Origin of the sequence: Staphylococcus sp. GDY8P54P (genome assembly GCF_017892645.1) — a bacterium.
Classification (GTDB): domain Bacteria; phylum Bacillota; class Bacilli; order Staphylococcales; family Staphylococcaceae; genus Staphylococcus; species Staphylococcus ureilyticus.
Map to the genome: position 1 here is coordinate 133,030 of NZ_JAESLN010000008.1, position 25,647 is coordinate 158,676.

Annotated in this window: 29 protein-coding genes; 16 read left to right on the forward strand and 13 right to left on the reverse strand. The window is 33.3% G+C overall.

Features of this window, described 5'->3' with window-relative positions; genetic code table 11:
- Positions 1 to 378: 378 nt before the first annotated feature.
- Positions 379 to 1,470 (forward strand): YkvI family membrane protein, encoded by a 1,092-nt coding sequence (locus KA883_RS02885; protein ID WP_046206685.1) that lies wholly within the window; start codon positions 379 to 381, stop codon positions 1,468 to 1,470.
- Between the two features lie 104 nt (positions 1,471 to 1,574).
- Positions 1,575 to 1,781 (forward strand): hypothetical protein, encoded by a 207-nt coding sequence (locus KA883_RS02890; RefSeq protein WP_046206686.1) that lies wholly within the window; start codon positions 1,575 to 1,577, stop codon positions 1,779 to 1,781.
- Between the two features lie 324 nt (positions 1,782 to 2,105).
- Here the strand turns inward: KA883_RS02890 and KA883_RS02895 are convergent, their stop codons facing one another.
- From KA883_RS02895 to KA883_RS02925, 7 genes are read right to left on the reverse strand one after another with little or no spacing between them, the layout of a single operon-like run.
- Positions 2,106 to 2,948 carry an urease accessory protein UreD gene (locus tag KA883_RS02895; RefSeq protein WP_046206687.1) on the reverse strand — a complete coding sequence of 281 codons (843 nt, stop codon included), beginning with the start codon at positions 2,946 to 2,948 and terminating at the stop codon, positions 2,106 to 2,108.
- The gene (gene ureG / locus KA883_RS02900; protein ID WP_046206688.1) at positions 2,948 to 3,562 is read right to left on the reverse strand and encodes an urease accessory protein UreG; all 615 of its coding nucleotides are present in this window, start codon (positions 3,560 to 3,562) and stop codon (positions 2,948 to 2,950) included. The genes KA883_RS02895 and ureG overlap by 1 nt, the downstream gene beginning before the upstream one ends.
- A 13-nt stretch (positions 3,563 to 3,575) precedes the next feature.
- A complete protein-coding gene (locus KA883_RS02905; protein ID WP_046206689.1) occupies positions 3,576 to 4,265 on the reverse strand; it encodes an urease accessory protein UreF in 690 nt (229 codons plus the stop codon).
- Complete coding sequence (ureE, locus tag KA883_RS02910; protein WP_046206690.1) at positions 4,258 to 4,710, reverse strand: urease accessory protein UreE; 453 nt, start codon at positions 4,708 to 4,710, stop codon at positions 4,258 to 4,260. The genes KA883_RS02905 and ureE overlap by 8 nt, the downstream gene beginning before the upstream one ends.
- Before the next feature lie 11 nt (positions 4,711 to 4,721).
- Positions 4,722 to 6,437, reverse strand: a complete 1,716-nt coding sequence (gene ureC / locus KA883_RS02915) for an urease subunit alpha (RefSeq protein WP_210139855.1) — start codon at positions 6,435 to 6,437, stop codon at positions 4,722 to 4,724.
- Positions 6,434 to 6,847, reverse strand: coding sequence for an urease subunit beta (locus KA883_RS02920; RefSeq protein ID WP_046206692.1), 414 nt, complete (start codon positions 6,845 to 6,847; stop codon positions 6,434 to 6,436). The genes ureC and KA883_RS02920 overlap by 4 nt, the downstream gene beginning before the upstream one ends.
- Positions 6,848 to 6,860: 13 nt before the next feature.
- On the reverse strand, positions 6,861 to 7,163 hold the full coding sequence (locus KA883_RS02925) for an urease subunit gamma (RefSeq protein WP_046206693.1): 303 nt from the start codon (positions 7,161 to 7,163) through the stop codon (positions 6,861 to 6,863).
- A 211-nt stretch (positions 7,164 to 7,374) separates the two neighbouring features.
- On the opposite strand from KA883_RS02925, the gene yut reads away from it, so the two are divergent.
- The 10 genes from yut to KA883_RS02975 all read left to right on the forward strand — a co-directional run bounded on the left by yut (position 7,375) and on the right by KA883_RS02975 (position 16,468).
- Complete coding sequence (yut, locus tag KA883_RS02930; protein ID WP_046206694.1) at positions 7,375 to 8,274, forward strand: urea transporter; 900 nt, start codon at positions 7,375 to 7,377, stop codon at positions 8,272 to 8,274.
- A gap of 114 nt (positions 8,275 to 8,388) precedes the next feature.
- Positions 8,389 to 9,867, forward strand: a complete 1,479-nt coding sequence (nikA, locus tag KA883_RS02935; RefSeq protein ID WP_046206695.1) for a nickel ABC transporter substrate-binding protein — start codon at positions 8,389 to 8,391, stop codon at positions 9,865 to 9,867.
- Positions 9,864 to 10,844 carry a nickel ABC transporter permease gene (gene nikB / locus KA883_RS02940; protein WP_046206696.1) on the forward strand — a complete coding sequence of 327 codons (981 nt, stop codon included), beginning with the start codon at positions 9,864 to 9,866 and terminating at the stop codon, positions 10,842 to 10,844. Before nikA ends, nikB begins: the two co-directional genes overlap by 4 nt.
- Positions 10,841 to 11,662 (forward strand): nickel transporter permease, encoded by an 822-nt coding sequence (gene nikC, locus KA883_RS02945; RefSeq protein ID WP_046206697.1) that lies wholly within the window; start codon positions 10,841 to 10,843, stop codon positions 11,660 to 11,662. Before nikB ends, nikC begins: the two co-directional genes overlap by 4 nt.
- Positions 11,655 to 12,440, forward strand: a complete 786-nt coding sequence (locus tag KA883_RS02950; RefSeq protein WP_046206698.1) for an ATP-binding cassette domain-containing protein — start codon at positions 11,655 to 11,657, stop codon at positions 12,438 to 12,440. The genes nikC and KA883_RS02950 overlap by 8 nt, the downstream gene beginning before the upstream one ends.
- Positions 12,433 to 13,125: an ABC transporter ATP-binding protein gene (locus KA883_RS02955; RefSeq protein WP_046206699.1), complete on the forward strand. Its 693-nt coding sequence runs from the start codon at positions 12,433 to 12,435 to the stop codon at positions 13,123 to 13,125. Before KA883_RS02950 ends, KA883_RS02955 begins: the two co-directional genes overlap by 8 nt.
- A gap of 119 nt (positions 13,126 to 13,244) precedes the next feature.
- A complete protein-coding gene (locus KA883_RS02960) occupies positions 13,245 to 14,159 on the forward strand; it encodes an ABC transporter substrate-binding protein (RefSeq protein WP_046206700.1) in 915 nt (304 codons plus the stop codon).
- A 495-nt stretch (positions 14,160 to 14,654) separates the two neighbouring features.
- Positions 14,655 to 15,068: a MarR family winged helix-turn-helix transcriptional regulator gene (locus KA883_RS02965; RefSeq protein WP_046206701.1), complete on the forward strand. Its 414-nt coding sequence runs from the start codon at positions 14,655 to 14,657 to the stop codon at positions 15,066 to 15,068.
- A gap of 139 nt (positions 15,069 to 15,207) precedes the next feature.
- Positions 15,208 to 15,588, forward strand: coding sequence for a VOC family protein (locus KA883_RS02970; protein WP_210139856.1), 381 nt, complete (start codon positions 15,208 to 15,210; stop codon positions 15,586 to 15,588).
- A 58-nt stretch (positions 15,589 to 15,646) separates the two neighbouring features.
- Positions 15,647 to 16,468 carry a Cof-type HAD-IIB family hydrolase gene (locus KA883_RS02975; RefSeq protein ID WP_210139857.1) on the forward strand — a complete coding sequence of 274 codons (822 nt, stop codon included), beginning with the start codon at positions 15,647 to 15,649 and terminating at the stop codon, positions 16,466 to 16,468.
- 89 nt (positions 16,469 to 16,557) lie between these two features.
- On the opposite strand, the gene KA883_RS02980 is transcribed toward KA883_RS02975, so the two are convergent.
- Positions 16,558 to 16,980, reverse strand: a complete 423-nt coding sequence (locus tag KA883_RS02980; protein WP_046206704.1) for a universal stress protein — start codon at positions 16,978 to 16,980, stop codon at positions 16,558 to 16,560.
- A 106-nt stretch (positions 16,981 to 17,086) separates the two neighbouring features.
- A complete protein-coding gene (locus KA883_RS02985) occupies positions 17,087 to 18,151 on the reverse strand; it encodes a quinone-dependent dihydroorotate dehydrogenase (RefSeq protein ID WP_046206705.1) in 1,065 nt (354 codons plus the stop codon).
- A gap of 205 nt (positions 18,152 to 18,356) precedes the next feature.
- On the opposite strand from KA883_RS02985, the gene KA883_RS02990 reads away from it, so the two are divergent.
- Positions 18,357 to 19,214 carry a fructosamine kinase family protein gene (locus KA883_RS02990; RefSeq protein WP_046206706.1) on the forward strand — a complete coding sequence of 286 codons (858 nt, stop codon included), beginning with the start codon at positions 18,357 to 18,359 and terminating at the stop codon, positions 19,212 to 19,214.
- 215 nt (positions 19,215 to 19,429) lie between these two features.
- Here KA883_RS02990 and KA883_RS02995 read toward each other — a convergent pair whose 3' ends face one another.
- Positions 19,430 to 19,663 carry a DUF896 domain-containing protein gene (locus tag KA883_RS02995; RefSeq protein ID WP_046206707.1) on the reverse strand — a complete coding sequence of 78 codons (234 nt, stop codon included), beginning with the start codon at positions 19,661 to 19,663 and terminating at the stop codon, positions 19,430 to 19,432.
- Complete coding sequence (locus KA883_RS03000; protein WP_046206708.1) at positions 19,647 to 20,618, reverse strand: LLM class oxidoreductase; 972 nt, start codon at positions 20,616 to 20,618, stop codon at positions 19,647 to 19,649. Before KA883_RS03000 ends, KA883_RS02995 begins: the two co-directional genes overlap by 17 nt.
- 303 nt (positions 20,619 to 20,921) lie before the next feature.
- Here KA883_RS03000 and KA883_RS03005 point away from each other — a divergent pair, with 303 nt between their 5' ends.
- A complete protein-coding gene (locus KA883_RS03005; RefSeq protein WP_080937841.1) occupies positions 20,922 to 21,689 on the forward strand; it encodes a trypsin-like serine peptidase in 768 nt (255 codons plus the stop codon).
- Positions 21,690 to 21,814: 125 nt separating this feature from the next.
- On the opposite strand, the gene KA883_RS03010 is transcribed toward KA883_RS03005, so the two are convergent.
- Both KA883_RS03010 and KA883_RS03015 read right to left on the reverse strand, forming a co-directional pair.
- Positions 21,815 to 22,384 carry a TetR/AcrR family transcriptional regulator gene (locus KA883_RS03010; protein WP_103161494.1) on the reverse strand — a complete coding sequence of 190 codons (570 nt, stop codon included), beginning with the start codon at positions 22,382 to 22,384 and terminating at the stop codon, positions 21,815 to 21,817.
- Between the two features lie 88 nt (positions 22,385 to 22,472).
- Entirely contained in the window at positions 22,473 to 23,441 is a 969-nt protein-coding gene (locus tag KA883_RS03015) for a DMT family transporter (protein ID WP_046206710.1), read from the reverse strand.
- Between the two features lie 308 nt (positions 23,442 to 23,749).
- Here KA883_RS03015 and KA883_RS03020 point away from each other — a divergent pair, with 308 nt between their 5' ends.
- A complete protein-coding gene (locus tag KA883_RS03020) occupies positions 23,750 to 24,688 on the forward strand; it encodes a nucleoside hydrolase (protein ID WP_064209225.1) in 939 nt (312 codons plus the stop codon).
- A 391-nt stretch (positions 24,689 to 25,079) separates the two neighbouring features.
- Positions 25,080 to 25,637 (forward strand): M23 family metallopeptidase, encoded by a 558-nt coding sequence (locus tag KA883_RS03025; protein ID WP_226857789.1) that lies wholly within the window; start codon positions 25,080 to 25,082, stop codon positions 25,635 to 25,637.
- The last annotated feature ends 10 nt before the right edge of the window (positions 25,638 to 25,647 follow it).

The window sequence follows — 25,647 nt, forward strand, 5'->3', positions numbered from 1 at the left end:
TAAGTTAGTATTTTGATTGAATCTAAGCATAATTCAGCATTAATTATTAAAAATGCGAGCATTGATAAACAAATGTAAGTAAGTTATTATAAAAATGTAAACGCTTGCATTTTGAATGTTTTAAGTTTATATCAGTATTTATAAATTTAAAATAAAAGATATAAAAATTTTGAATTTAAACAGAATTCGGTAGGTAACAAAGGTTTGGGTGACTAGGGAAAAGGGGTACAGACTTAAGGTTCTGTGAAAACCACAAACATATTTTAAGCTCGTTCATCCTATATCAAGATCAAAGATGCAAGCGAGCAAAGTATTGTTATAGACATTTGTAAATGTTTATAAATGAAATTTAATGTAACTTTAGCGAAGGGGATTTATATGAAAAGGATATTTTTAATAGGTAGTGCATTCATTGGTATCATCGTGGGTGCAGGGTTTGCCTCAGGTCAAGAAATACTACAGTATTTTACTAGCTTTGGAACGTTAGGTATACTCGCAGGAATTGTTTCTACCGTGTTATTCGCTTACGTAGGTATGATGTTAGTTTGGCTAGGTAGTATATTTAAAGCTGAAGGACATAACGACGTGATACATAAATTGACTGGTGGTACAATGTTTGGCAAAGTGATTGCATGGTTAGTAGACATTGTGCTCATTATTGCCTTATTTGGATTTGGTGTCGTTATGCTTGCAGGTGGAGGTTCGAATTTTGAACAACAATTTGGCATACCAGCTGTGTACGGTACCGCTCTTATGGTTATCTTAGTACTTGTATTTGGAATGTTACGTGTGGATAACGTTGTAAAAGTGATTGGTAACATTACGCCGCTATTGATTATCTGTATTGTTATCGTTGCGATATATTGTTTATTTACGATGTCAGGTTCATTTAGTGAATTGGATACATTGGCTAAAAGTCATACCTCAGCTGTCCCACATTGGTTTATCGCAGGTGTGAATTATGTCTCACTTAATGTAGGATTAGGTGCATCAATGTCAATTGTCATGGGAGGCAATGAGAAAAATAGTAAAATAGCGGCATGGGGCGGTTTAGTTGGCGGTATAGTATTAGGTTTAATGATTATGATTAGCCATTTGGCAATTTTTTCTAAGATTGAAACAGTTGGGCACTTGCCGTTACCAATGTTAGGATTAGTCAATGATATTTCACCTATATTAGGCGTATTCATGTCAATCGTTATTTATTTAATGATTTTTAACACATGCCTAGGTATGTTTTACTCATTAGCTACACGTTTCACTGAAATTGAAACGAAACAATTTAAAATATTTTATACGATATTCACTTTAATCGGTTTTGCAATTAGTTTTGCAGGTTTTACAGATTTAATGACATTTTTCTATCCAGTAATTGGTTATATGGGAATCATTATTATAATCGTATTAATTTATGCACCATTTAAGGTGAGACGAATAAAAAAACAAGGTAAATCATTGCAAGATTTGTAAAATATCATATGAAAATAGGTATATATTTTTATAGTGTAAATGTTAAGCTAGCAGGTACGTATAAGAAATGATAACTATTGAAATCCGAAAGGAGCCAATCGCAAATGGTTTATGTGGCATTGTTGTTACTGATAATAGCGATTATATTATTGATTTATTCTATTGCACTGCTGATGGGGAAAGATGGATCATTATTTAGCTTGTTTACACATGAAGAAAAATCATTAAAAAAAGGACAAAAGCTAGCGATTTACATTGCGACAATTATATTGTTAGTAATTAGTATTGTATGGTTGCTAAATATAGTTTAAATGAATGGTAAAAAAGCTATTTAAGCATTACGTGTTGATAAGCTATCACAAATAGCTGACTCAAACACAAAATTTTAGATGTGCAATAGAGGAGGCTGGAACGGAGCACTTTGTCTCAGCCTCTGATTGTTAAATTAGCAGAAACTGACTGGCTCTGATGATATAAATGATAGCCTCAGTCAGGCACGGTCAAAATCAATATGTTGTATAAAAAGAGAACTAATCCATCTTTTGTATGGATTAGTTCTCTTTTGTATAAGTTAATTTGTAAGTCTTATTATTTTTGACGTGAAGGTGGTTGTTTGATATTTGGCACAATGAAAATTAATATTTTCTTAAGAAATTGACTTCTCTATCAAAGATTTGATGTACAACATACGTTTGAACTGCATTTAAAATGCGCTCAATAATTTGTGTTTTATTTGATAGAATTCGAATACTGAAACCATGTGTTGGCAGTTGCGTAATGCCAAAACGGCAATTATATACTTTTTGATAATGCTTGATGTGATCATATACATCATCAATAAAGGATTGATTTACTTCAGGATGTATGAAATAACATGAGCCTAAATGTGTATAGTCTTCCATATATCCTAGGCCATCAACCTTATTTTTAGTTGGATCAAGTAACAAATTATCAAAAGTTACGAGTTCATTATCAACATAAATTTCATTAAGCAGATGCATATATGTGTATGTGAAGGCTTTGTCTTCTTTTGAATAACCAGGTGTCAGTATATCTGTATAGAACAGTGAACCGCTAGCACTTAAATTAAACGTATTTTGTTGGAAAAATTTGGCGTTTTCAAATGCAATTATAGGATCGCCGACATATTCAATATAACCATTATCTTTAATGGTAAAATTTTGATATTGTTCGACATGATCATTTAATGTTTTATAAATTTTTGTCGCACCTTGTGAAGTTAGCGTCACATGTGCATTTTCTTCTGCTGTAAAATCCATCTTGTAACGGTCACCATCTAAATAACCACCGCCTACATTTACAATATAAAATGTAGGTATATCTGAGCCGTTTAAGTAGACTGGGCGTATGACTTTTAATGCTTTTTCAAAAAAGATATTACGCGCTACAGATTTTCTACCATTATTAAAAATGGTTAAATCTAATATGCCAGTCCATTTTTGTTGTGCATCGGCCATTAAGCTAAACCTTTAAGAAAGACGTCTTGATCAATCCATTCGATAACCTTATCTAAGCCTTCATCTGTTTTAAGATTAGTAAATGCAAATGGTCTTTTGCCTCGGAATGTTTCTGTATCTTCGGCCATACGTTCTAATGAAGCACCAACATATGGAGCTAAATCGGTTTTGTTAATTACAAAGAAATCAGATTTAATCATGCCTTGTCCGCCTTTACGAGGAATTTTTTCCCCTTGGGCAACGTCGATAATATAAATAGAAAAATCGACTAATTCTGGGCTGAAGGTCGCAGCAAGGTTGTCACCGCCAGATTCGATAAAGATTAAATCGATATCGTCATTGCGCTCTTTTAATTCATCGATTGCAGCAAAGTTCATTGAAGCATCTTCACGAATTGCTGTATGTGGGCAGCCGCCTGTTTCGACACCGATAATGCGGTCTGCAGGTAACACACCGGAATTAACTAAAATCTTTTCGTCTTCTTTTGTATAAATATCGTTAGTAATGACTCCGATACTAAATTCTTTAGATAATTGTTTTACTAATTTTTCGATAAGTTGTGTTTTCCCTGCACCTACAGGGCCACCGACACCTATCTTAACTGTCTCTGTCATTTTAAATGCCCTCCTAAGATATAAATATTCTTACGTTTACGTTTTCATGTTCCATCTGGTTGATTTCTAATCCGGGTGCAGTGATACCTAGTTGTGATTCATCTAATGTCATAATATGATTTCTCGTATTTTTCATAAAGGGAATCATATCATGCACGATTCTTTGACCAGCAGTTTGTCCTAAAGGAATTGCACGAACGGCGTTTTGTGTTAAACTCGAAACATTTTGGTATAAATAGTAATCGATAATCATTTCAATATCGACACCCAAATGGTGACCGAGCATCGTAAAACAAATCGCAGGATGCAATTTTGCATTTTTATTTTTGTTTTGCGTTTGATACCACTTTAACCATTCACTATCGTAAAGTTCTGCTGCTAATTTGACCATGCGGTTACCCATTTGTTTTGAACCTTGTCTGGTTTCTTTAGGTAGGTTTTGTACAAAAAGTATTTTATCTAAATACAAGATTTTTTCTGTGTTCTGATGATTGAGTGCATCATAGACGAGACGCATCGTTAAACCATCAGCAAACGAAAGTTGTTCATTTAAGAATAATTCAAGCCATTGTTTAAATGATGCTTCGTCATGAACAATATCTCTTTGGATATATGTCTCAAGTCCGAATGAGTGACTGAAAGCACCTGTTGGAAATTGAGAATCACAAAATTGAAAAAGGCGCAAATGTGCATGATCAATCATGTGAATGACCTATATGTCTGAATGCTTGATTTACTTTTCTATCTTCGTGGCTATAGGGTATGCCTAATTCTTTCAGTAAATCCTCTACAAGATAGTCATATTGTACAAGCATCTCTGTTTCTGTGAATTGTGCTGGCAAATGTCGATTACCTAATTGATGTGCGATGTCACCCATTTCTTGTAATGTGCGTGGCTTGATAACTAATAAATCTTCCGAATTAACGTCTACAATAATCATATTTGTATCGTCTTGATATAAAATATCACCATATTGTAAATCGATTGGCTGTTTTAAACGAATACCAATTTCATTACCATGATCTGTTGTAACGCGTTGAATACGTTTCACTAAGTCAGAATTTTCAAGGTAAACTTTTTCAACATGTTTGTTTTTTTCATTTTGCGTAAGATTTGCAATATTACCTTTAATTTCTTCGATGATCATACTTTATCCTCCTAAAATAAGAAATAACGTTGTGTTAGTGGCAATTCAGTAGCTGGTTCACTTGTTATTTTCTCGCCATCGACAAATACTTCATAAGTTTGTGGATCCACATCTAGTTTAGGTGTAGCGTTATTATTTTTCATATCTGCTTTAGATAAATTACGAATGTTTTTAACTGGTCTTAATTTACGTTTTAAGCCTAAACTTTTACCAATATCATTTTCGTAAGCTGTAGACGAAACGAAAGTGATGGCAGTACTTTGCATATTACCACCTAATTGGCCGTACATATTACGGTATTTGAGCGGTTCAGAAATTGGAATAGAACCATTAGCATCACCGTTGATTGCTGTACTAATCATACCACCCTTAAGTACTACTTCAGGTTTAACACCGAAGAACGCTGGGTCCCACATCACAATATCTGCGAGTTTACCTTCATCAATAGACCCAACATATTCTGAAATACCATGCGTGATTGCAGGATTAATTGTGTACTTCGCAATATAACGTTTGATTCGATTATTATCGTTATATTCACCGTCTCCTTCAAGTGCGCCACGCTGTGCTTTCATGCGATGAGCCACTTGCCATGTACGTGTAATTACTTCACCCACACGTCCCATAGCTTGAGAGTCTGAACTAACCATACTAAATACCCCTAAGTCTTGTAATACGTCTTCTGCAGCAATCGTTTCTTTACGAATACGTGAGTCAGCAAAAGCGACATCTTCAGGGATGGAAGCGTTAAGATGGTGTGTGATCATAACCATGACTAAATGTTCATCAATGGTATTGTGTGTGTAAGGCAAGGTAGGGTTAGTGGATGATGGTAAAATATTTGAGTATGAAGCTGACTTAATCAAGTCAGGTGCGTGCCCGCCACCAGCGCCTTCTGTATGGTACATGTGTAACACACGGTCTTTAACTGCAGCCATTGTTTCTTCCATAAAGCCGGCTTCATTTAAAGTATCTGCGTGTAAGGCTACTTGAATGTCATAGTCGTCTGCGACTTGTAGAGCATGATCTAAGGCAGATGGTGTTGCACCCCAGTCTTCATGGACTTTAAGGCCAATGGCACCCGCATGTATTTGTTCTACGAGAGCCGTATGATTAACAGCTTGTCCTTTTCCAGTAAAGCCAACGTTTAATGGAATTTGTTCTGCCGCTTCTAACATGCGATGTATATACCAAGGACCTGGTGTAACGGTTGTTGCTTTTGAGCCTTCAGAAGCACCTGTACCTCCGCCAATCAATGTCGTTGTACCACTTTCTAGTGCAACGAGTGATTGTTCTGGGTTAATGAAGTGAACGTGTGTATCAAGGGCACCCGCAGTTATGATTTTACCTTCTGCAGCAATAACATCAGTTGTTGCTCCAATAACAATATCAACATTATCCATAATATCCGGATTGCCTGCTTTACCAATTTTCATAATATAACCATTTTTCACACCGATATCTGCTTTGATTACTTTGTCATAATCTAAGATTAACGCATTAGTAATCACTAAATCTGCAACTTTTTTATCGTCTCTTGTTACGTTAGGGTTTTGAGCCATACCGTCTCGGATGGACTTACCGCCACCGAAAGTAGCTTCGTCACCATAAGTAGCAAAATCTTTTTCGACTTTGGCGAATAAGTTTGTATCACCGAGTCTAACTGAATCACCAATCGTTGGGCCATAAAGACTTGTATATTGAGATTGCGTCATTTTAAAGCTCATTTTTTATACCCACTTTCTTTATTAGCATTATCTTCAGATAAATTAGCTTCATCGATAATTTCTGAGTCTTTAGTATAATCATCAGGTTTAACTACACGGGTTTCGTCTATTGGACCATTTACTTTGCCATGGAAACCATAAATATTACGTTTCCCTTTATATTCTACTAATTGAATTTCTTTTTCATCACCTGGCTCAAAACGAACTGCAGCACCTGCGGGTATATCTAAACGTTTGCCATATGCGTGATCACGATTGAAATCTAAAGCAGGATTCACTTCGTAAAAGTGAAAGTGAGAACCAACTTGTATAGGCCGATCACCTGTATTTTTTACTGTGATGACTGTGGCATGAAGCCCTTTGTTAACATCGATTTCTGTACGCTTAACAATAATTTCACCTGGTTTCATCTAGTATCCTCCTTTAGACTATCGGATGATGGACAGTAATTAATTTTGTACCATCAGGGAATGTTGCTTCAATTTCTAAATCAGTTAACATATCTGCAACACCTTCCATGACATCATCTTCACTTAATATTTGTTTTCCATAACTCATGAGCTCTGCTACTGATTTCCCATCGCGTGCGCCTTCTAATAATTCAAAACTAATGATAGCAGCTGCTTCAGGATAGTTTAATTTTAATCCTCTTTGTTGACGTCTACGTGCTAAATCGGATGCAATGACTAACATTAATTTATCTTGCTCACGTTGTGTAAAATGCACGTTTTTCACTCCCTTTCCAAAACTGTTAAAAACAACACTCATGTATAAGTGTCTACATTTTTATAATAAAGGGTTGCTAGGCTAACTACAAAAATTACACATTAGTGAAAAATGCAAAAATAACAAATTCAGTAAAATTTGAAAGACTTTTAATTATAGGTTGTATGATATAAGATAAATAACGTAAATTTTATAGAAATCAGGTGACATTGTGAATGCGATTCAAATATTATTAAAAAATATCGCGCAGGTTTTGTTGTTGAACAATGCATGGACAGGTTTATTTATCTTAATAGGCCTATTTGTAGGTAGTTGGAAAGTCGGTTTAATGGCACTTATTGCTAGTTTAATATCGTTATTATTAGCTAAACATACGAATTATTCAGAGGAAGAGATTAATAGTGGTTTAGCAGGGTTCAATCCAGTATTGACAGCAATTGCATTAACGTTATTTTTAGTACCTGAATGGTACAGCCTATTGATCGTCTTAGTTGCAATAGTCATAACAATGCCATTAGGATCTGCATTCAGGGAATTTTTCAAACCTTTTGGTGTACCAATGTTAACGATGCCATATGTGTTTGTAAGCTGGGTCGTTTTATTGATGTCTTTCCAATTCAAATTTGTAAATGCAGATGTAAAGATATTGCCTAACACAGTCAAAGAAATTACATTTTCGGGACATCAAATCGATTTTATCAGTGCCTTTTTATCAGGTTTTAGTGAAGTTTTTTTATTGAAAAGTGTTTTGGCAGGTACATTCATTTTAATTGGAATTTTTATTGCTTCCATAAAAGCAGGATGCTACGCAATGATTGCTAATGTTATTGGCTTTGCAGCAGTTACAATACTCGGTGCAAATCATGATCAGATTAATGACGGTTTATTTGGTTATAATGTCATTCTTACAGTTTTAGCGTTAGGCGTGGCATTTAAAACTAGAATTCCAAGGTATATGAGTATTGTACTGGGTGTTTTACTAACAGTGGTTATACATGCAGGCATGATTACATTGCTAACACCATTTGGATTACCTGTCTTTACCTTACCGTTTATTATTGCTACATGGATTATGTTATTCGCAGGCAATAGTATGCGTGTACAAAAATAAGTAACCACTGAGGCATGCGGTTTAATTAAATGTACAAACTAAGTATAATGAAAGAGGATGAACTTTGATTATGCGTTTATTATTTAATGAAAATTGTTGAAAAGAGGTATATTTATGAAAAAAATCATCACAGTATTAGCTTCTGCAGCAGTGATTTTGGCTGGTTGTAGTGGCTCTAACAGCGAGTCTAAAGGCAAAACTTTAGATGTAGAGTTACCTTTGAAAACGACATCTATCGCACCATATGAAACGGATGTGCCTGTGAAAATAGGTGCTGCAGAATCATTGTTTAAAGCGACATCTGATGGCAAAGTTCAAAAGTTGTTAGTTAAATCTTATGATCAAACATCACCGACTCAATTAGATTTAACATTAAAAGATAATATTAAATTCCAAAACGGCAAAAAGGTGACAGGCGAAGCGGTTAAAGCTAGTTTGGAAGAAAGTATTCAAAAAAGTGATTTAGTCAAAGGTTCACTACCAATCAAAGATATCAAAGTGAATGGACAAAAGTTGCAAATCACAACTAAATCCGCATATCCTGAGCTCATTTCAGAATTAGCTAGCCCATTCTCAGCTATTTATGATACTAAAGCTAAAGGAGATATCAATAAAACCCCTGTAGGCACTGGTCCATATCAAATCAAAGATTATAAACAATCACAGAAAATTCAATTGGACCGAAATAAAGATTATTGGCAAGGCAAACCTAAACTAGACCACGTCAATGTTACATATCAAGAAGACGGCAATGCCCGCACGAGTGATTTAGATTCTGGAAAAGCAGATGTTATTACAGATGTACCAGTTGAAAAAGTTAAATCATTAAAAGAGAGTGACAAGACAAAAATTTCATCTGTCTCTGGTTTTAGAACTGGATTATTATTATATAATCACACGAGTGACAAAATGACAAAGCAGGTTCGTGAAGCCTTAGATAAAGTCATTGATCGCAAGCGTATTACAGATAATGTTTCAAAAGGTTATGCAACACCAGCAACTGGACCATTCAACAATAAACTCGACTTTATAGAAAATAAAGATGTGCAAAAACAAGATATTGCGCAAGCTAAGAAAATAATGAAAGATGCTGGATATAGTGAAGCACACCCATTAAAGCTGACGATATCTACGTATAATGGTCGTCCCGAATTACCTAAAATTGCACAAGTGATTCAGTCAGATGCTAAAAAGGCAAATATTGATATCAAATTACGCAATGTGGATGACATACAGGGGTATTTAAAAGATAAAGAACAATGGGATGCCTCACTTTACAGCTTCGGTACAATCCCTAGAGGAGATACAGGTTATTTCTTTAACCAAGCTTATAAACCAAAAGGTGCAATTAATGCAGGGGGTTATGATAATCATAAGGTCACAGCATTAATAGATGAGTTAAATAAAACAGTGGATAAAGAAGAACGAAATCGCATTACCAATCAAATCATTGATATTACAAGTGATGACATCGCAAACAGTTATATTTCTTACAATGACAATATCGTTGGAATGAATAAGGATGTAGAAAATTTAACTTCAACACCAGAAGGTATTTACCTTATTGATTATAAGGTTGATAAAAAAGAATGATATTAAAGCAGATACTTTCTAGAATTGGACAAATGATCATTGTATTGTTTGTCCTTTCTACTATTACTTTTATATTAATGAAACTTACACCCGGAGACCCAGTTGACAAGGTTTTGCACTTAGATGTAGCGAATGTTTCGAGTGATCAAATTGAAGCTACGAAAGAGCGATTAGGGCTTAATCAATCCCCGGTAATGCAATATTTTCAATGGTTAGGTCAAATAATACAATTGAACTTTGGTACCAGTTATCAAACTGGTGAACCTGTGATTAAGGAATTGATATTCTATACACCTCCAACCTTAACGATTGCAATATTAACGATAGTTATCGTATTTCTAGTTGCCATTCCTTTGGGTATGTTAGCAGCTAAGCGTTATCATACTTGGGTAGATACATGGATAAGAATACTGACTTCATTTACAGTAAGTGTGCCTTCCTTCTTTTTAGGAACGATATTAATTTATATATTTGCACAACGATTAAATATACTTCCTTCATCAGGTTTAGATTCCATTGCTGGTTATATATTACCTGTCATTGCATTGAGTGTTGGAATGAGTGCATATTATGTAAGATTGATGCGTTCGACTTTAGTTGAATTGTATCAATCTAAAGAAGTTGAAGCGGCTAGATTAAGAGGGATGTCAGAACAATATATATTATGGAAAGATTTATTTAAGCCAGCTATTATTCCCGTGATTACTGTATTAGGAATGTCTGTTGGGAGTTTAATTGGTGGTACGGTAGTGATTGAAAATTTATTTGGTATACCGGGCCTAGGTCACTTTCTTGTGGATAGTATTAGAGCGAGGGACTATCCGGTAGTACAAGGTGCCGTTATCATGATTGGATGCTTTGTGGTGTTAGCCAATACGATTAGTGATTTGTTACTTTTATGGATCGATCCTAAACGTCGTTTTAATAAAATCAATGATACATTAAAACGCCACGGTCAGGATGGTGATATGGAATGAAAGACATGAATAAAAGCAGTTTTATCTTTTACGTGTTTGGTATATACGTATTGTTGCTCATCATTGCTCAATTTTTTATTTCAACAGATAGTGCTTTGGAGGTACATTTGAATCATACACTAGAGCTTCCTAGTAGTTCACATTGGCTAGGTACAGATGATTATGGTCGCGATTTACTAGCAAGAGTAATCATAGGTGCTAGATATACATTAATCATCAGTTTAATCACATTGTTAATTACTGTAATAATCGGTGTACCATTGGGGCTTTTAGCAGGTTATAAAAAAGGCTTTGTTGATACTGTAATTATGCGTGTTATTGACATAGGATTAAGTATTCCAGAGTTTGTGTTAATGATTGCTATGGCAAGTTTCTTTAAACCTAGTATTTGGAATTTAGTGATAGCAATTACGATTATAAAATGGATGACATACACGCGACTGACACGTTCGATTGTAAGTAGTGAAATAGGGAAACCATATATTCAAATGGCTAAACTATTTAATGTACCAACACATCGTATTATTATTAAACATTTTTTCCCACAAGTGATGCCATCTGTGATTGTTTTAATGACCGTAGACTTTGGGAAGATTATACTTTATATTTCTTCACTCTCATTTCTAGGTTTAGGTGCACAACCACCTTCACCAGAGTGGGGGGCAATGTTAAATGCAGGTAGAGATTATATCAGTTCATATCCTTTACTATTGATTGTACCAGCATTTCTAATCACATTAACTATTTTATTGTTTAATTTAACTGGTGATGCATTGAGAGATAAACTTTTAAAAAGAAAGCGTGATGTAGATGGCTAATAGTAACCTTTTAGCAATAGCGAACTTAACCATCACAGATAACAGCGGACAAAGACTTGTAGATCAACTTGATTTAGCATTACGAAAAAGTAAAGTGAATGTTTTGGTGGGTGAAAGCGGTTCTGGAAAAAGTTTAACTGCAAAAGCACTTGTGCAACAAGTTCCTAATATGCTAACCACACATTTTGATTCACTAGTTTACAAAGGGCAATCCATCACAGGTGTGCGCAATTTACTAGGAAAAGAAATTGGATTTATATCTCAGGATTATACACATAGTTTTAATGATCATACAAAATTAGGTAAGCAATTACTTGCGATTTATAAAATGCATAATAAGGTAGACAAGACAACGGCTAATAAGTTTGTAAAACAAGCACTTAAATGGGTGGACTTAGATCCAGAAACAGTGATGACGCGTTATAGATTTAACTTGTCAGGAGGTCAACTTGCAAGGGTGCAAATCGCCAGTGTTTTAATGTTAAAGCCCAGTGTTATTATCGCTGATGAACCTACAGCATCATTAGATGCAATCACTGGCTATAATGTGATGCATTTAATCAAGAACTTAGCGGAAGTCCATAAGGTGACTTTATTGATGATTACACATAATTTATCTCATGTGCTCGATTTTAGTGACTGGATTAGTGTTATTCAACATGGTAAGGTCATAGACTTTAACCATGTACAAGCATTTAAAGATGGGAATGTAAAACCATATAGTCTTAAATTATTTGATGCGCGTAGTCAGTTAAGGAAGGATGGCATAAATGATTAAGTTGAAACAGGTTAACTTTGCTTATAAAAATGCGCCTATTTTAAAAAATATTAACTTAACTATATCTCCAAATGAAAAACTAGGTATTGTTGGTGAAAGCGGTTCTGGTAAGACGACTTTGGCCCATATCATGCTAGGATTATTAACTGATTACCAAGGTTATTATTCAACACAAGGATTAAGTATGCTTCCAATATTCCAACATGCATATGACAGCTTTAATCCCAAATTCAAAATACAAACCGCGCTTGAAGAGCCATTACGATATTACAAAGGTTCACAATCAACATCAGATATTCGCTCAAACCTAAAATATTTAATGTCATACATGCAGTTAGAAGAAGCATTATTACAAAAATTTCCAGACGAGTTAAGTGGTGGTCAGTTACAACGATTTAACACCATACGCACGTTAATGCTAGAACCTGATATGTTAATCTGTGATGAAATAACAGCGAGCTTAGATGTCATCGCTGAACAAAGAATGATAAAAGTTTTGAAAGATTACTGTGATCAAACAAACAACGGCATCATTATGATTTCTCATGATATCGCATTTTTAAATCAATTTGTTGAGCGTATTGTTGTTATGAAAGATGGAGAAATTGTCGATGATTTTATGATTACTAATTTATTTTCTGAAGATCGCCATCATTATACGAAAGCGCTACTTTCTCTATATTAAGTTGGGCAATAATTAAAGTACAATCAACAAATTTTTGTGGTTTGCTCAATATAAATGAAGTATAATATATAATTAAGCTCAGTTTAAATTGTAATTATATGAAAAGGGGATATTTAGAAATGAAAAAATTATTATTACCATTACTTGCACTTATTTTGGTATTAGCAGCATGTGGTAATCAATCAAATAATGAATCATCCAAAAGTAAGAAAGAAACAAAGACGTATGTTCAAGATTCAGGGGATAAAGTGAAAATTCCTAAAAAACCTAAACGCATTGTCGTACTGGGGGCTACTTATGCAGGTGGCTTAAAACAACTTGATGGGAACATAGTAGGTGTAGCTAACATCGTGAATGATAGCAAAGTGTTAAAAGATAAATTTAAAGATGTCAAAAAAGTAGATGCAGAGAATGTGGAAAGTGTCGCAAAATTAAAACCAGATTTAATTATTACTTACAATACAGATAAAAATTTAAAAAAATTAAATAAAGTTGCTCCTACAATTGCTTTTGATTATTTGAAACATGATTACAAAGAGCAACATCAAGAATTAGGGAAAATTATAGGTAAGGAAAAACAAGCGAATGCATGGATTGATAAGTGGGATAAAAAAACAAAAAATGATGGTAAAACAATAAAAGAAGCTATTGGTGAAAACACAACAGTTTCAATTATTAAAGATTTTGATAAAAAAGTGTATGCACTCGGTAAGACATACGGTCATGGTAGTGAAGTGTTGTATGATGCATTTGGCTTAAAAATGCCAGAGAATGTTGAAAAAGCTACTAAGAAAAATGATTTAGCTGATATCTCTGAAGAGGAAATTCCAGATATGGCGGGTGATTACGTGGTTACACCTGTCGCTAAAGGAACTAAATTATCTTTTGAAAATAAAGATCTATGGAAAAGTACCGAGGCTGTCAAAAATGGACATACAATTAAAGTAGACGAGGGTATTTATTGGCTAAATGATCCTTACTCTTTAGAATATGAACGTAAAGATTTGAAAGATCAATTATTGAAAAAGCAATAAATATAAACCGGATTAATTTTATAAATTAAAACCATTTTAGTTACTATTAACAGTTTAAACACTAATAGAATTGAACTTATTTTATTAGTAGTTGTTGTTAGTACACTAAAATGGTTTTTGTATTATGCTCAATGATAAATAATGTCCTAATTATATAGGGTTGATGAAAGCATATATAATTTTTAAAATGTTTTAAAATGAATGTAGGCAAATGGTTTAGAAAATAACAAAATGATTAGCTGTATATAGTAAGGGATGTGAGTATCTAGTCTTTAACTCGATATTTTTATCCTTTAAACTAGAAAGAAAATGATAAAATGTTGAGTATATTGAATGATATAGATTGCCAAATTTATTGTTGAAGCCAAGTATTTATATAGGTAGTGTTAGACAAAACCCAGAAGCTAGAATTAATATTTTTTGTACAACATCATTTAAAAATTAATTAATGAACTAAAGAAACTTTCAAATGTATGGTTAGTGGGGAGATATATCATGAAAAAAGAACAAAAAGTGGATAACTGGATTAAAATGACGAAATATATACATTATATTGAAGCGATGATCGAGAGGAAATTGAAAGAACAATACCATCTAAGTATTAAAGAGTTTTATGTATTATATGAAATTTATAAGTCAAAAAATAAAAAATACAAGATCAATGATTTGATAAAAGTGGTTGATTTAAGTCAAAGTGCGATGTCTAGACTTATTGTAAGGATGGAATATACAGAGACTGCGCTTGTATATAGACAAGAGTGTGTAGAAGATCAACGAGCCATGTATATTTACTTAACTAGTAATGGAGAAAAAGTAACCCAAAAAGCACTTCATACTTACGACCAATTATTAAAGCAAGTGAATTTAAAGAGTATTAGAACACTAGCAAAAATGGATGATAGTGATTAATGTTTGTCGTATGAAATAAAAATTTTAAAACTTTACGCTATTGAAATGTAAAAATGATTAAGTCATGCGTTCTAATGTATTTTATGTTTTACTATAAGTGTGTAATACATTGAAAAATTTGAAAAGGGAGAGAATGCTGATGGAAATTAACGCTGCATGGCTCAATTTACCAGTACAAGATTTAGAAGCAAGTGAAAAATTTTATGATACGATTGGGTTTACAATCAAAAAACATAAAGACATGATGAATAAAATGCGAGGTATTCAAACGAAAAATGGCCAAATCATTATGCTGATAGAAAAAGAACAATTTGAAAATGTTTCTAGACTTTCATCTATAGGTAGTAATGAAGCATTAGTATCACTTTCAGTTTCAACAAAACCTGAAGTTGATACGTTGATTTCATTGGTTGAACAGGCAGGTGGAAAAGTACTCGAAACAGGCACAGAACATGAAGGGTATTATGGGGCGTTATTTAGTGATATAGATGGCCATTTGTTCAATGTTATTGTAATGTAATGACTTACAAGACAATCTCATCTTTGAATGATTTGTACAGGAATGGAAGGTGTAACATTTGATAAAAGCAATAGCGGTAGATAAAGATGGTACTTTTTTTAAATCTGATAATACCTTTGATGAAGCTTATTTCAATAAAATTTTTAAAAGCATGATGGACAGGGATATGAAATTTATCATTGCTAGTGGAAACCAATATGCGCAATTGCGTTCGTTTTTTCCTGACAAAGATCAGCAGATAGCATATATAGCAGAAAATGGTGCAGTGACGTATCAAAATAACAAGTTAGAAGCGGCTGAATATTTTGATCAACAATTGGTTTTTGACGTTTTGAATTTGATCATTAATCATTATCATATTGAAGATATTGTGTTAAGTGGAGTTAAAACGGCTTATGTATTAGAAAGTGTGAGTAACGACTTTTTATCATTTTTATATAAATATTATTTTAATATAACAAAAGTTACAGACTTTAACACAATTAATCAAGATAAATTTGTTAAAATTGCGCTTAGAATTAAAGACCCACAATTTTTAGATGAAGTGATGAGAGGCTTGACTGAACAATACGGAGAAGAAATAAAGCCAGTGACGAGTGGAAATGATAGTCTGGATTTAATATTACCTAAAGTGAATAAAGGTGTGGCGATTAAAACACTTTTAGATAAATGGAAGATTCAATCTCATGAATTGATGGCTTTTGGAGATGCAAATAATGATATAGAAATGTTAGCTATGACGCCAAATAGTTATGCAATGGCTGAATGTAGTCCAGAAGTAGCTGAAGTCGCAAATTACAGAGCGCCATCTAATGATGAATCAGGTGTGTTGCAAGTCATTGAACGATATTTAAAACAAGCTAACAATATGACAAACTAACACAATGACAAAAAACTCATTATTCCATTACGACATATCCTTACGAGAGATTTGTTAACAGAATAATGAGTTTTATTAATGGTGTAACATTATTTTATAATAAGTACAGGAATATTTGCGCTATTAGCGATTTTATGAGTGACATTACCTAGTACATTTTTTATGTCTGGTTTGGCACGTTTATTACTCATAACGACGATATCATAGTTGTTTTCTTCGATTTCATTTAATATTTCTTGTTTAATGTAGCCAGAACGAAACTTCACTTGGATTTTTAAGCCGAGTGATTCTAGTTTTTCTACAAAAGGTGATAACTCTTTGCCTTTTTCTTCAGCTAATTCTTCAAAATGTTTGCCATCATAGCGAACTGAGGTTTGTAAATCACCTTCAGGTATCACGTTGAAAATAGTGATTTTTGCATTATCAACACCAGTAGTTAAATTTTGTAATTCTTGAGGAACATTATTAAAAGAATTATCAAAGTCATATGCTAATAATATATTTTTATACATTTTAGCGCCTCCTTCAGTAATTATTTACCCTATATAATAAAAAATTATCATAATTTCACTATTAATATTTTACAATAAATAATTCGATTAGAAAAACTAAAATATTTTACACATCTAATCCTATGATATCACTGACATGATTGTATCCATTGTTTTGCAAATATTGTACGAGTTGTTTGTTCATCTTTTTAGTTAATCCGGGGCCTTCAAATACGAGAGAACTATAAATTTGCACCAATGATGCACCATGACGTAACATTTTGATGACATCATTCACTGTGAAAATACCGCCCGTACCAATGATTAAAAACTGCCCCTGCGTTTCCCTATATGCTTGTGCAATAAGTTTTAAATTACGTTCGAATAAAGGTTTACCACTTAACCCACCAGTTTCTTTTTGATTAATGGAGTGTAAATGTTCGCGTTTTTGCGTAGTGTTAGCTAAAATGATGCCATCAAACGTTTGTGTGATGGGTTTAAGCATTTGTGATAAACCTTCTGGACTAAGATCAGATGTTAATTTAATAAAAATAGGTACATCTAGTTCATGCTGGATTTTGTAATTTTGTATAGCAGAGCATAATTGAGAAAATTCATTTTTATCATGAAAACTTTGCAAGTTTTCCGTGTTAGGCGAACTGATATTAACAGTGAAAAATGTAACGTCATTTTTAAATGTGTCGATGACTTTTATATAATCTTGATAACGTGATTCATATGGTGTTGTTTTATTTACACCTACATTTATACCAATAGGTGTATGGTAACTAAATTTTCTTAAGTTGCTCAATGCTTTGTTCATACCTAAATTGTTGAATCCCATACGATTGATCAGAGCATGGTCCTCTACTAAACGATACATGCGTGGTTTAGCATTGCCAGGTTGTGGTTTAGGTGTTATTCCACCTAATTCTAAAGCACCAAAACCTACTTTATCTAATGCTTTAGGAACTTCACAAGATTTATCAAATCCTGCAGCTAATCCAATTGGATTTTCAAAATGAATCCCTTTCATATTTTGCGATAATATCGGATGTTGATAATGAAATAATTTTTCAAGTATCGGCAACAATTTAGTATGCTTTTGTGGGATTTTAAGAGCATTTATCGTCATGCCATGTGCCTTTTCAGGGTCTAATTGAAATAATATAGGTTTAATTAACTTGTACATGTTGTCATCGCTCCATTTGTTTAAATTAGTAGTAGATGAAATGATTTGTCTTTAATAGACTAGCATTTTAGCATTCATATGCCTAGTGTAAATAAGTAATGTTAATACAACCTTCAAATTATCGGGGAAGACATTGATTTTGATTAAATTTTATATTAAACGGTAATAGTATAATTGTGTGATGGAATGATGGAGGGATAATATTATGAAAACACAATGGCAATCACAATTACCATTAGACAACATACGGTCTATCGTACCAGTAAGTGGTGGAGACGTTAACGAAGCATATAGAGTAGAAACATCTCAATCACCATATTTTTTATTAGTACAGCGTCAGAGAAGTAAAGATTTTTTTGCTGCAGAAGTCGCTGGGCTCAATTTGTTTGAGAAATCTGGCATCACTGCGCCAATCGTTATTGATAGTGGTGAAATCGATGGTGATGCCTATCTGTTGCTAAGCTTTTTAAATGAAGGAACACAAGGAAGCCAAGCCGAGCTTGGATCCTTGGTGGCTAAAATGCATCAACAACAGCAGCCAGATGGTAAGTTTGGCTTTGATTTACCATATGAAGGTGGTGATGTATCGTTTAATAATAATTGGTCAGACAGTTGGATGACTATATTTGTTGAACGACGTTTAGATCATTTAAAAGATAGATTGGTAAATCAAGGTCTATGGATAGAGGATGATGTACAAACTTATCATAAAGTGAGAGAAAAAATTGTAAGTTCATTAAGGAATCATACGAGTAAACCATCATTATTGCACGGTGATTTATGGGGTGGTAACTATATGTTCTTAGAAAATGGACAGCCTGCATTGTTTGATCCGGCGCCACTATATGGTGATAGAGAGTTTGATTTAGGTATAACCACTGTGTTCGGTGGTTTTACTCAAGCTTTTTATGATGCTTATAATAAGCATTATCCTTTAAGTAAAGGTGCGAATCAGCGATTAGAATTTTATCGTTTATATTTATTAATGGTACATTTATTAAAATTTGGAAGTATGTATGCAGGCAGTGTAGATCGCTCCATGGAAAACATATTAAATGGTTAAACATGATAAAGATGATTTTCTATTGTTATAAAGTGATGTGGCACACTGTATTCACGATGAATATACAATTTTTAAAAATGAAATAGACGGTAATAGCCATTTAGAATGATGAGATTAGTATAAAATTAAATATGATGAACTGAATCATTAGTATATTTCAATCTAATTGATACAAAGAAAACCCGTTAAGCATTTGCTGCTTGACGGGTTTCTTATTAATCTAAATTTAGCGTGCCCATTTCTTCACGCAATTTATAAACTTTATCAGGCGTAACATCTTCACCTAAAGGATCCACAACTTTTAAAGTAGAAAATGTGTTAACGACTTGGCCACGAATCATTTGAAGATATTCTTGTCTTAATACTTGCTGTTCTTGTTTTTCTTCTACAGTCAAAGGCTGTACTTTTTCTTTATTTGCTAATTGGTTAATTCTATCTAGTAGTTTCATAAATTTTGTCCTCCTGTAAATGTCGAGGTGGAAAGTGTGGGATTATTTCATTGCCGACCTCTGTTAATATATCTTTATAAGTTCTGTCGTTGGTTATAAACTGCAACATGATATGATTGGTTCCGATGCGTTCGTACGCTTTTAGGATGTTTAACAAAGTGTTTCTTCCTAAGCGATAACCACCTTTAACTGGTTTTACAAGTTCATTTGGATTCGCTGATAAATCAATGACTAAAGGATGCATAAATGGTTTGAATGTTTCATTTTGATGCCATTGCTGTAATAATGCCTTTTGTTGTTGGAATGGTTGAGGATAAAATAGCCACCCATCCAAATGCGTTTTTAACCAATCTATATGCTGTTTGGCGTATCCTGTTGCGAAAATTGGAATATGCTTATGTTTTGGTAATACTTGTAGGCCAGAATCTTCATACAGTTCAAATAAATGATTTGACGTTTGTGGTGATGATGATTGCCATAGTTCTTTTAAAGATGATACAGCTGATTGAAAATGTTGACTTAGCTCATTCGGATTGATTTTAAAAGTTGGAAATTCAAATTGCCGATCTCCAGTAGCAATCCCTAATAATAATCGCTCGTTTGATATTAAATCAAGAGAAGCAGATGCTTTAGCTATATGCACAGGATGACGTAATGTTGCAACAATACTAGATGTTCCGAGAGCGATTTTGGATGTGTTGGCAGCGATGAAAGTTAAAAATACAAACGGATCGTAGTTTGTCGTTACATTACCAAGATGCGGACTATATAAAGGACTATCTCGCACAAATAAGCTTGTGAATCCAAGTCTTTCAGCATATTGAACTAATGCTATTTGTTGATCAAACGGCAATGCGATATTTTCAGAATCGTCAAAGGGTAACATTAATCCTAAGGTTAAATGTTCCTGTTGAAAAGTTCGTTTGAAACCATTGTGTGTTTGAATTGTTGTCACGTCTATCCCTCCTCTTCAATCATATTAAACAACGATTGTAAACTAAGAAACATCTGTTGTTTAGATTGATTATATGTCACGACTTATTATAATGCAAACAACATGTTTATAGATTCATTGTATAAACAACAACGTGAGCAATATGTTGTTTAAGTTATTTAGTTAATGTCCCAATGATTGTTGAATTTGTGAATGAATATTAACGATTTATAAAATCATAATGAAACATTAATGATTATTGATTAAAATCTTAAAATTCTGTAAATTTAAAAAGTAATATCTTTTAAATAGGAGGTACTTTTGTTGAAAAATATTTTAGTTAGCATCGTTATAGGTGTTCTATTATTTTTATCAAGCGCTATCAATGATGAGACGCAAGCACAAACGCAAAATGGAACTTTGCCAGATTCACAACAGAGTAATGAACACAACCAAATAGGTACTGCCACGCCAAGGGTAATGCTACCAGGTGAAAATAGACATCAAATTAAAAATACTCGAACGAGTCATTACCAATCAATTGGCTACATAGAAAAAGGAGAAATGATTGCTACCGGTGTGGTTATTGGTAAAAATACAGTGCTGACGAATAAACATGTAGCGGATAACAATAATGCAAATCTGTCGTTTGCGCCCGCTGCTGAAAATGAAAATAGTTTTCCGTACGGTACTTTTAAGGCAAAAGAAGTGATAGCATATCCTGGTGATGCTGACTTAGTAGTTATTCATTTTAATAAAAACAGTGAAGGACAATCGGTTGGTGATGTTGTGACACCTGCCACTATTGGAGAATCTACCACTGTGTCGAGCAATGAGCCAATAACAGTTACTGGTTATCCAGGTGACAAACCTTTAGCAACGATGTGGGAAAGTTCCGGTAAAGTCAAAAGTAATAATGATAACATATTGACGTATAGTGCTAGCACATTTGGTGGGAATTCAGGCTCACCTGTCTTTAATGATAATAATGAACTAATCGGCCTACATTACGGAGGAGTGGAAGGAGAAAGCAATAATGCAGTGGCGATAACAGGTGAAGTATTAGAATTTATCAAGAAACACAATGTTTAAACAATTGTTGTACTCAAATATATTATCCCCCTCGTGATAATAAAGTTATGATAACTGATGGTTTAACGAGGGGGTGAATGTTTACAGAACAACTATTTTCATTGTCTAAACTCATTGTATGTGAATTATTTTTGTTTTGAAAGTTGTGATGTAATGAAGGGTAATGATTTGTTGATATACGTTTCAGCAGGCAATTTACTTGAATGAAACCAATGTTTGGCAATGCCGTATAACCCCCATGAAAGAAAACGTGCACTTGTAGCAAGCGTTTCTCTATCTATATCTTTGTGTTCATCAGACATTAATTTTAAAAAAATATCTTCTAATTCTTCTTTAATTCTTTTTTCGACAATTTCACCATATGCTTCACTGTTTAGACGGCACTCTTCGTGCGTATCTTGAATATAGCTAGTGATTGTAATAAAACATTGACACAATGCATTTTCATTTAATTCTGCAACCATACTGAGTGATTGATTTAAATTTTTTAAGATTGTTTCAGACAATGTATAATCCATAATGTCATATTTATCGTAAAAATGAGCATAAAAAGTAGCGCGATTGACAGTAGCACGTTCGGTGATATCTTTAACTGTAATCGATACTAACTTTTTTTCTTTTGCAATTTCACGAAAAGCATCCATTAATAATTTCTTTGTTCTTATAATACGGGGATCTATATGAGTATGATTCAATTGATTACACCTCTATATTTGTTATTAGCATCAGACAAATTATCTTGCTTTACGCACAAGTTGTCAATAAACATAACTGACTATAACATTATTTTATTTCTATTTTACGATTATTTATTTTACTATTTAAAAAACAATAGATAATGATACCAAATGTGATGATCATAATACCAACGATACTCAATATATTTGGTAACGCTAAACCTAAAAGTAACATTTCACCAATTAATGTAAAAACGATTTCCATCGCTTGTGTTGCTTCAACTGCAGCTAACTTAGTTTGATTGTGTTTTACCATATTTGTAGCATAGAAGAATAATGTTGTTGCGATAATACCAGAGAAAATTGCAACTAAGAAAGTTTGCATGATTTGATTTGAAGATGGCGGTCCTTGCCTAGCCAATCCAATGAGAAAGATGAGCAACCATAATGGTAAGGTGACTAAGGTCATACCATAAATCCGTTCAATCGTATTTAAGTCATTGCCAACAAGCACCATCATTTTACGATTGCCTAATGGATAACAAAATGCCGCAACGATTAACGGTAAAACCGATAATAAAAATATATGCAAGTCTATATTTGAAATGTGTGGTATTTGTACAATAATAACACCTAGAATCATAATGCTCGATGTAATTAACGGGCGCCATGCGATTCGTTCTCGCACTTTAATTGTAGCTGTATCTTGTTGTATGTATGTGTAGAAAAAAGGAGCAGTGAGAAGGCCGCAAATAATAGTTAATTGCCATGTTGCAGAAATAAGCCAGCCCGGGCTATAATTTGATACAAAAGTTATAGGCACATAGAAAAAGACAAAGGCAAGAGAACTCCACAATAGCCACGCGAAAAAATGTTGTTTAATATGCAACAGAACAACATGATGGCGGGTTTTATGCTTCCCAATAACCATTATTAATAAAAACGGAAACATAAAAATAAAACGTAGTGACGCACTAAAAAGCCAACTTCCGCCGTCGTTAGACATTGCATGGTTTAATATGAATGTAATAGAAAAAAAGAAAGCAGCTAATATACCAATTAAAATTGCTCGCATTTAAGACCACCTCAAGTTGTTTAATGATACTAACTTACCAGTTTTTTTAATTACAGCAAACATAATTCGTACAAATAAGATGATATTTTATAAAAAAATAAGTGAATTTTCGGAAAAATAAAAAGCGGATGCAATGGAAAAGTAGTATGATAGATTTAACAGTAGTATAAAAAGACAGAGCAATATAATTGAAAGCATGTTGTTGCGATTTAGGTAGTTGTGTTTAATAATAAAATATTAACTTCAAAATGATACTTAGATAAAGTTAGTACAATTTATATTTATATAAGAAGATTGGAGTGTGTTAAATGACTAAAAAAATAATCATGGATTGTGACCCAGGTCATGATGATGCGATAGCATTGATTCTTGCAGGTGCGAAACATAGCACGCTTGATATACTAGCAGTGACCACTGTAGCTGGAAATCAAGCAGTTGAAAAAAACACCAAAAATGCACTTAATGTATTAGAAGTTATGGGAAGACGAGATATCGAAGTATCAGTAGGTGCTTCACGTCCGCTCATAAAACCTGCTTCGTTTGCTTCTGAAATTCACGGAGATTCTGGATTAGATGGACCTAAATTACCAGAAGTACCATCGTTGAAACCAACACAATATCACGCTGCAGATGTAATCATTAAAACATTGAAACAAAGCTCTGACCCTGTAACAATTGTAGCAACGGGGCCGCTTACTAACGTTGCTACCGCATTAATTAAAGATCCTAGTATTGCTCAATACATTGATTCTATTACTATCATGGGGGGCGGTACTTTCGGAAATTGGACACCTACTGCTGAATTTAATATCTGGGTAGATGCAGAAGCTGCTACACGTGTATTTGAAAGTGGTATTAACATTAATGTTTTTGGGCTAGACGTGACACATCAAGTTTTAGCAACAGATGAAGTTATTCAAAGATTTAGTGCTATTGATAATAAAATATCCAAATTTGTTGTTGAACTACTAAAATTTTTCAAATCTACGTATAAAACGCATTTTAATATGGATGGCGGTCCTATTCATGATGCGTGTACAATTTTATACTTATTGCAGCCAGACTTATTTACCATGCAACAGACACATATCGACATAGAACATCAAAGTTCACTCACTTACGGTACAATGTCAGTCGACTTAAATAATGTTACAAACAAAGAAAAAAATGCATATTTTGCTACATCAGTAGATGTTGAACGCGTTTGGACTTTGATGGAACATATGTTAGAAAGTTATAACGTGTAATTTAAATGAATAGGTATTGCTTCATAAATTTTGAAGATATTAATATACATCACTTGTAAGAATGTGCGCATTAGCATTTCTTAAATTTTATTAAAATAATAGAAAAGCATAGAGCTTAAATATTTGTCACTGAAAATAAACGTCGGTTTCTAGTAAAATAAATTAGAAATTGACGTTTATTTTACATTAATGGTATCAAGAGATTTTCATATCTGAATTCAATGGATATATGTTTACTAAAAGTGTTTTGATATTTTTGTGCCATTCATTTAGTACGAAAGTATGAGAAGATTTTAAGTTGAATAATTAGCAAAATATAGATGAAAGCATTTATTATGATATTAATATCATAATTTAAAAGGTGAATCAGATAGTGAAAAATACATTTAAAATGATACTATTATTAATTATTGTGTTAGTGCCGTTAATACTATTATTAACAAATATAGATACGGTACAACGATATATAAGAGAAAATTTAGTGCAACAAAATGATGGAAATAAAGATGAAAAAGAAACAGATAGAAGTATTTTTAATATTAGTAGAGAGACAGAATCTTTTGGTGATTATGAATATAATGACTTTGATGGTAAACACTATGGCATCGACTATGGTATAGCTAAAAACACACCAGTAACTGCCGCAACAGATGGTAAGGTAACTAGAACTTTTGAAAATGAGTTAGGTGGTAAGGTAGTGCAAATTAGGGAAGAAAATGGTGTATACCATCAATGGTATATGCATTTAAATGAATTTAAAGTGGAACCTGGAGACAAAGTTGAAGCTGGAAAAATCATCGCACTTTCTGGTAATACTGGTTCTCAAACTTCAGGACCGCATCTACATTTCCAAAGAATGAAAGGTGGCGTTGGCAACGATTATGCGGAAAACCCAAGAAAATTTATAGAATCATTGCCAAAAGGTGAAAAAAGTTTGTATAAGCAATAAATGTCTAGAA

Bases quoted from the DNA above. Each gene is read 5' to 3' on its own strand.
- KA883_RS02885 (WP_046206685.1), top strand. From the start codon at position 379: ATGAAAAGGATATTTTTAATAGGTAGTGCATTCATTGGTATCATCGTG.
- KA883_RS02890 (WP_046206686.1), top strand. From the start codon at position 1,575: ATGGTTTATGTGGCATTGTTGTTACTGATAATAGCGATTATATTATTG.
- KA883_RS02895 (WP_046206687.1), bottom strand. From the start codon at position 2,948: ATGGCCGATGCACAACAAAAATGGACTGGCATATTAGATTTAACCATT.
- ureG (WP_046206688.1), bottom strand. From the start codon at position 3,562: ATGACAGAGACAGTTAAGATAGGTGTCGGTGGCCCTGTAGGTGCAGGG.
- KA883_RS02905 (WP_046206689.1), bottom strand. From the start codon at position 4,265: ATGATTGATCATGCACATTTGCGCCTTTTTCAATTTTGTGATTCTCAA.
- ureE (WP_046206690.1), bottom strand. From the start codon at position 4,710: ATGATCATCGAAGAAATTAAAGGTAATATTGCAAATCTTACGCAAAAT.
- ureC (WP_210139855.1), bottom strand. From the start codon at position 6,437: ATGAGCTTTAAAATGACGCAATCTCAATATACAAGTCTTTATGGCCCA.
- KA883_RS02920 (WP_046206692.1), bottom strand. From the start codon at position 6,847: ATGAAACCAGGTGAAATTATTGTTAAGCGTACAGAAATCGATGTTAAC.
- nikA (WP_046206695.1), top strand. From the start codon at position 8,389: ATGAAAAAAATCATCACAGTATTAGCTTCTGCAGCAGTGATTTTGGCT.
- nikB (WP_046206696.1), top strand. From the start codon at position 9,864: ATGATATTAAAGCAGATACTTTCTAGAATTGGACAAATGATCATTGTA.
- nikC (WP_046206697.1), top strand. From the start codon at position 10,841: ATGAAAGACATGAATAAAAGCAGTTTTATCTTTTACGTGTTTGGTATA.
- KA883_RS02950 (WP_046206698.1), top strand. From the start codon at position 11,655: ATGGCTAATAGTAACCTTTTAGCAATAGCGAACTTAACCATCACAGAT.
- KA883_RS02955 (WP_046206699.1), top strand. From the start codon at position 12,433: ATGATTAAGTTGAAACAGGTTAACTTTGCTTATAAAAATGCGCCTATT.
- KA883_RS02960 (WP_046206700.1), top strand. From the start codon at position 13,245: ATGAAAAAATTATTATTACCATTACTTGCACTTATTTTGGTATTAGCA.
- KA883_RS02965 (WP_046206701.1), top strand. From the start codon at position 14,655: ATGAAAAAAGAACAAAAAGTGGATAACTGGATTAAAATGACGAAATAT.
- KA883_RS02970 (WP_210139856.1), top strand. From the start codon at position 15,208: ATGGAAATTAACGCTGCATGGCTCAATTTACCAGTACAAGATTTAGAA.
- KA883_RS02980 (WP_046206704.1), bottom strand. From the start codon at position 16,980: ATGTATAAAAATATATTATTAGCATATGACTTTGATAATTCTTTTAAT.
- KA883_RS02985 (WP_046206705.1), bottom strand. From the start codon at position 18,151: ATGTACAAGTTAATTAAACCTATATTATTTCAATTAGACCCTGAAAAG.
- KA883_RS02990 (WP_046206706.1), top strand. From the start codon at position 18,357: ATGAAAACACAATGGCAATCACAATTACCATTAGACAACATACGGTCT.
- KA883_RS02995 (WP_046206707.1), bottom strand. From the start codon at position 19,663: ATGAAACTACTAGATAGAATTAACCAATTAGCAAATAAAGAAAAAGTA.
- KA883_RS03015 (WP_046206710.1), bottom strand. From the start codon at position 23,441: ATGCGAGCAATTTTAATTGGTATATTAGCTGCTTTCTTTTTTTCTATT.
- KA883_RS03020 (WP_064209225.1), top strand. From the start codon at position 23,750: ATGACTAAAAAAATAATCATGGATTGTGACCCAGGTCATGATGATGCG.
- KA883_RS03025 (WP_226857789.1), top strand. From the start codon at position 25,080: ATGATACTATTATTAATTATTGTGTTAGTGCCGTTAATACTATTATTA.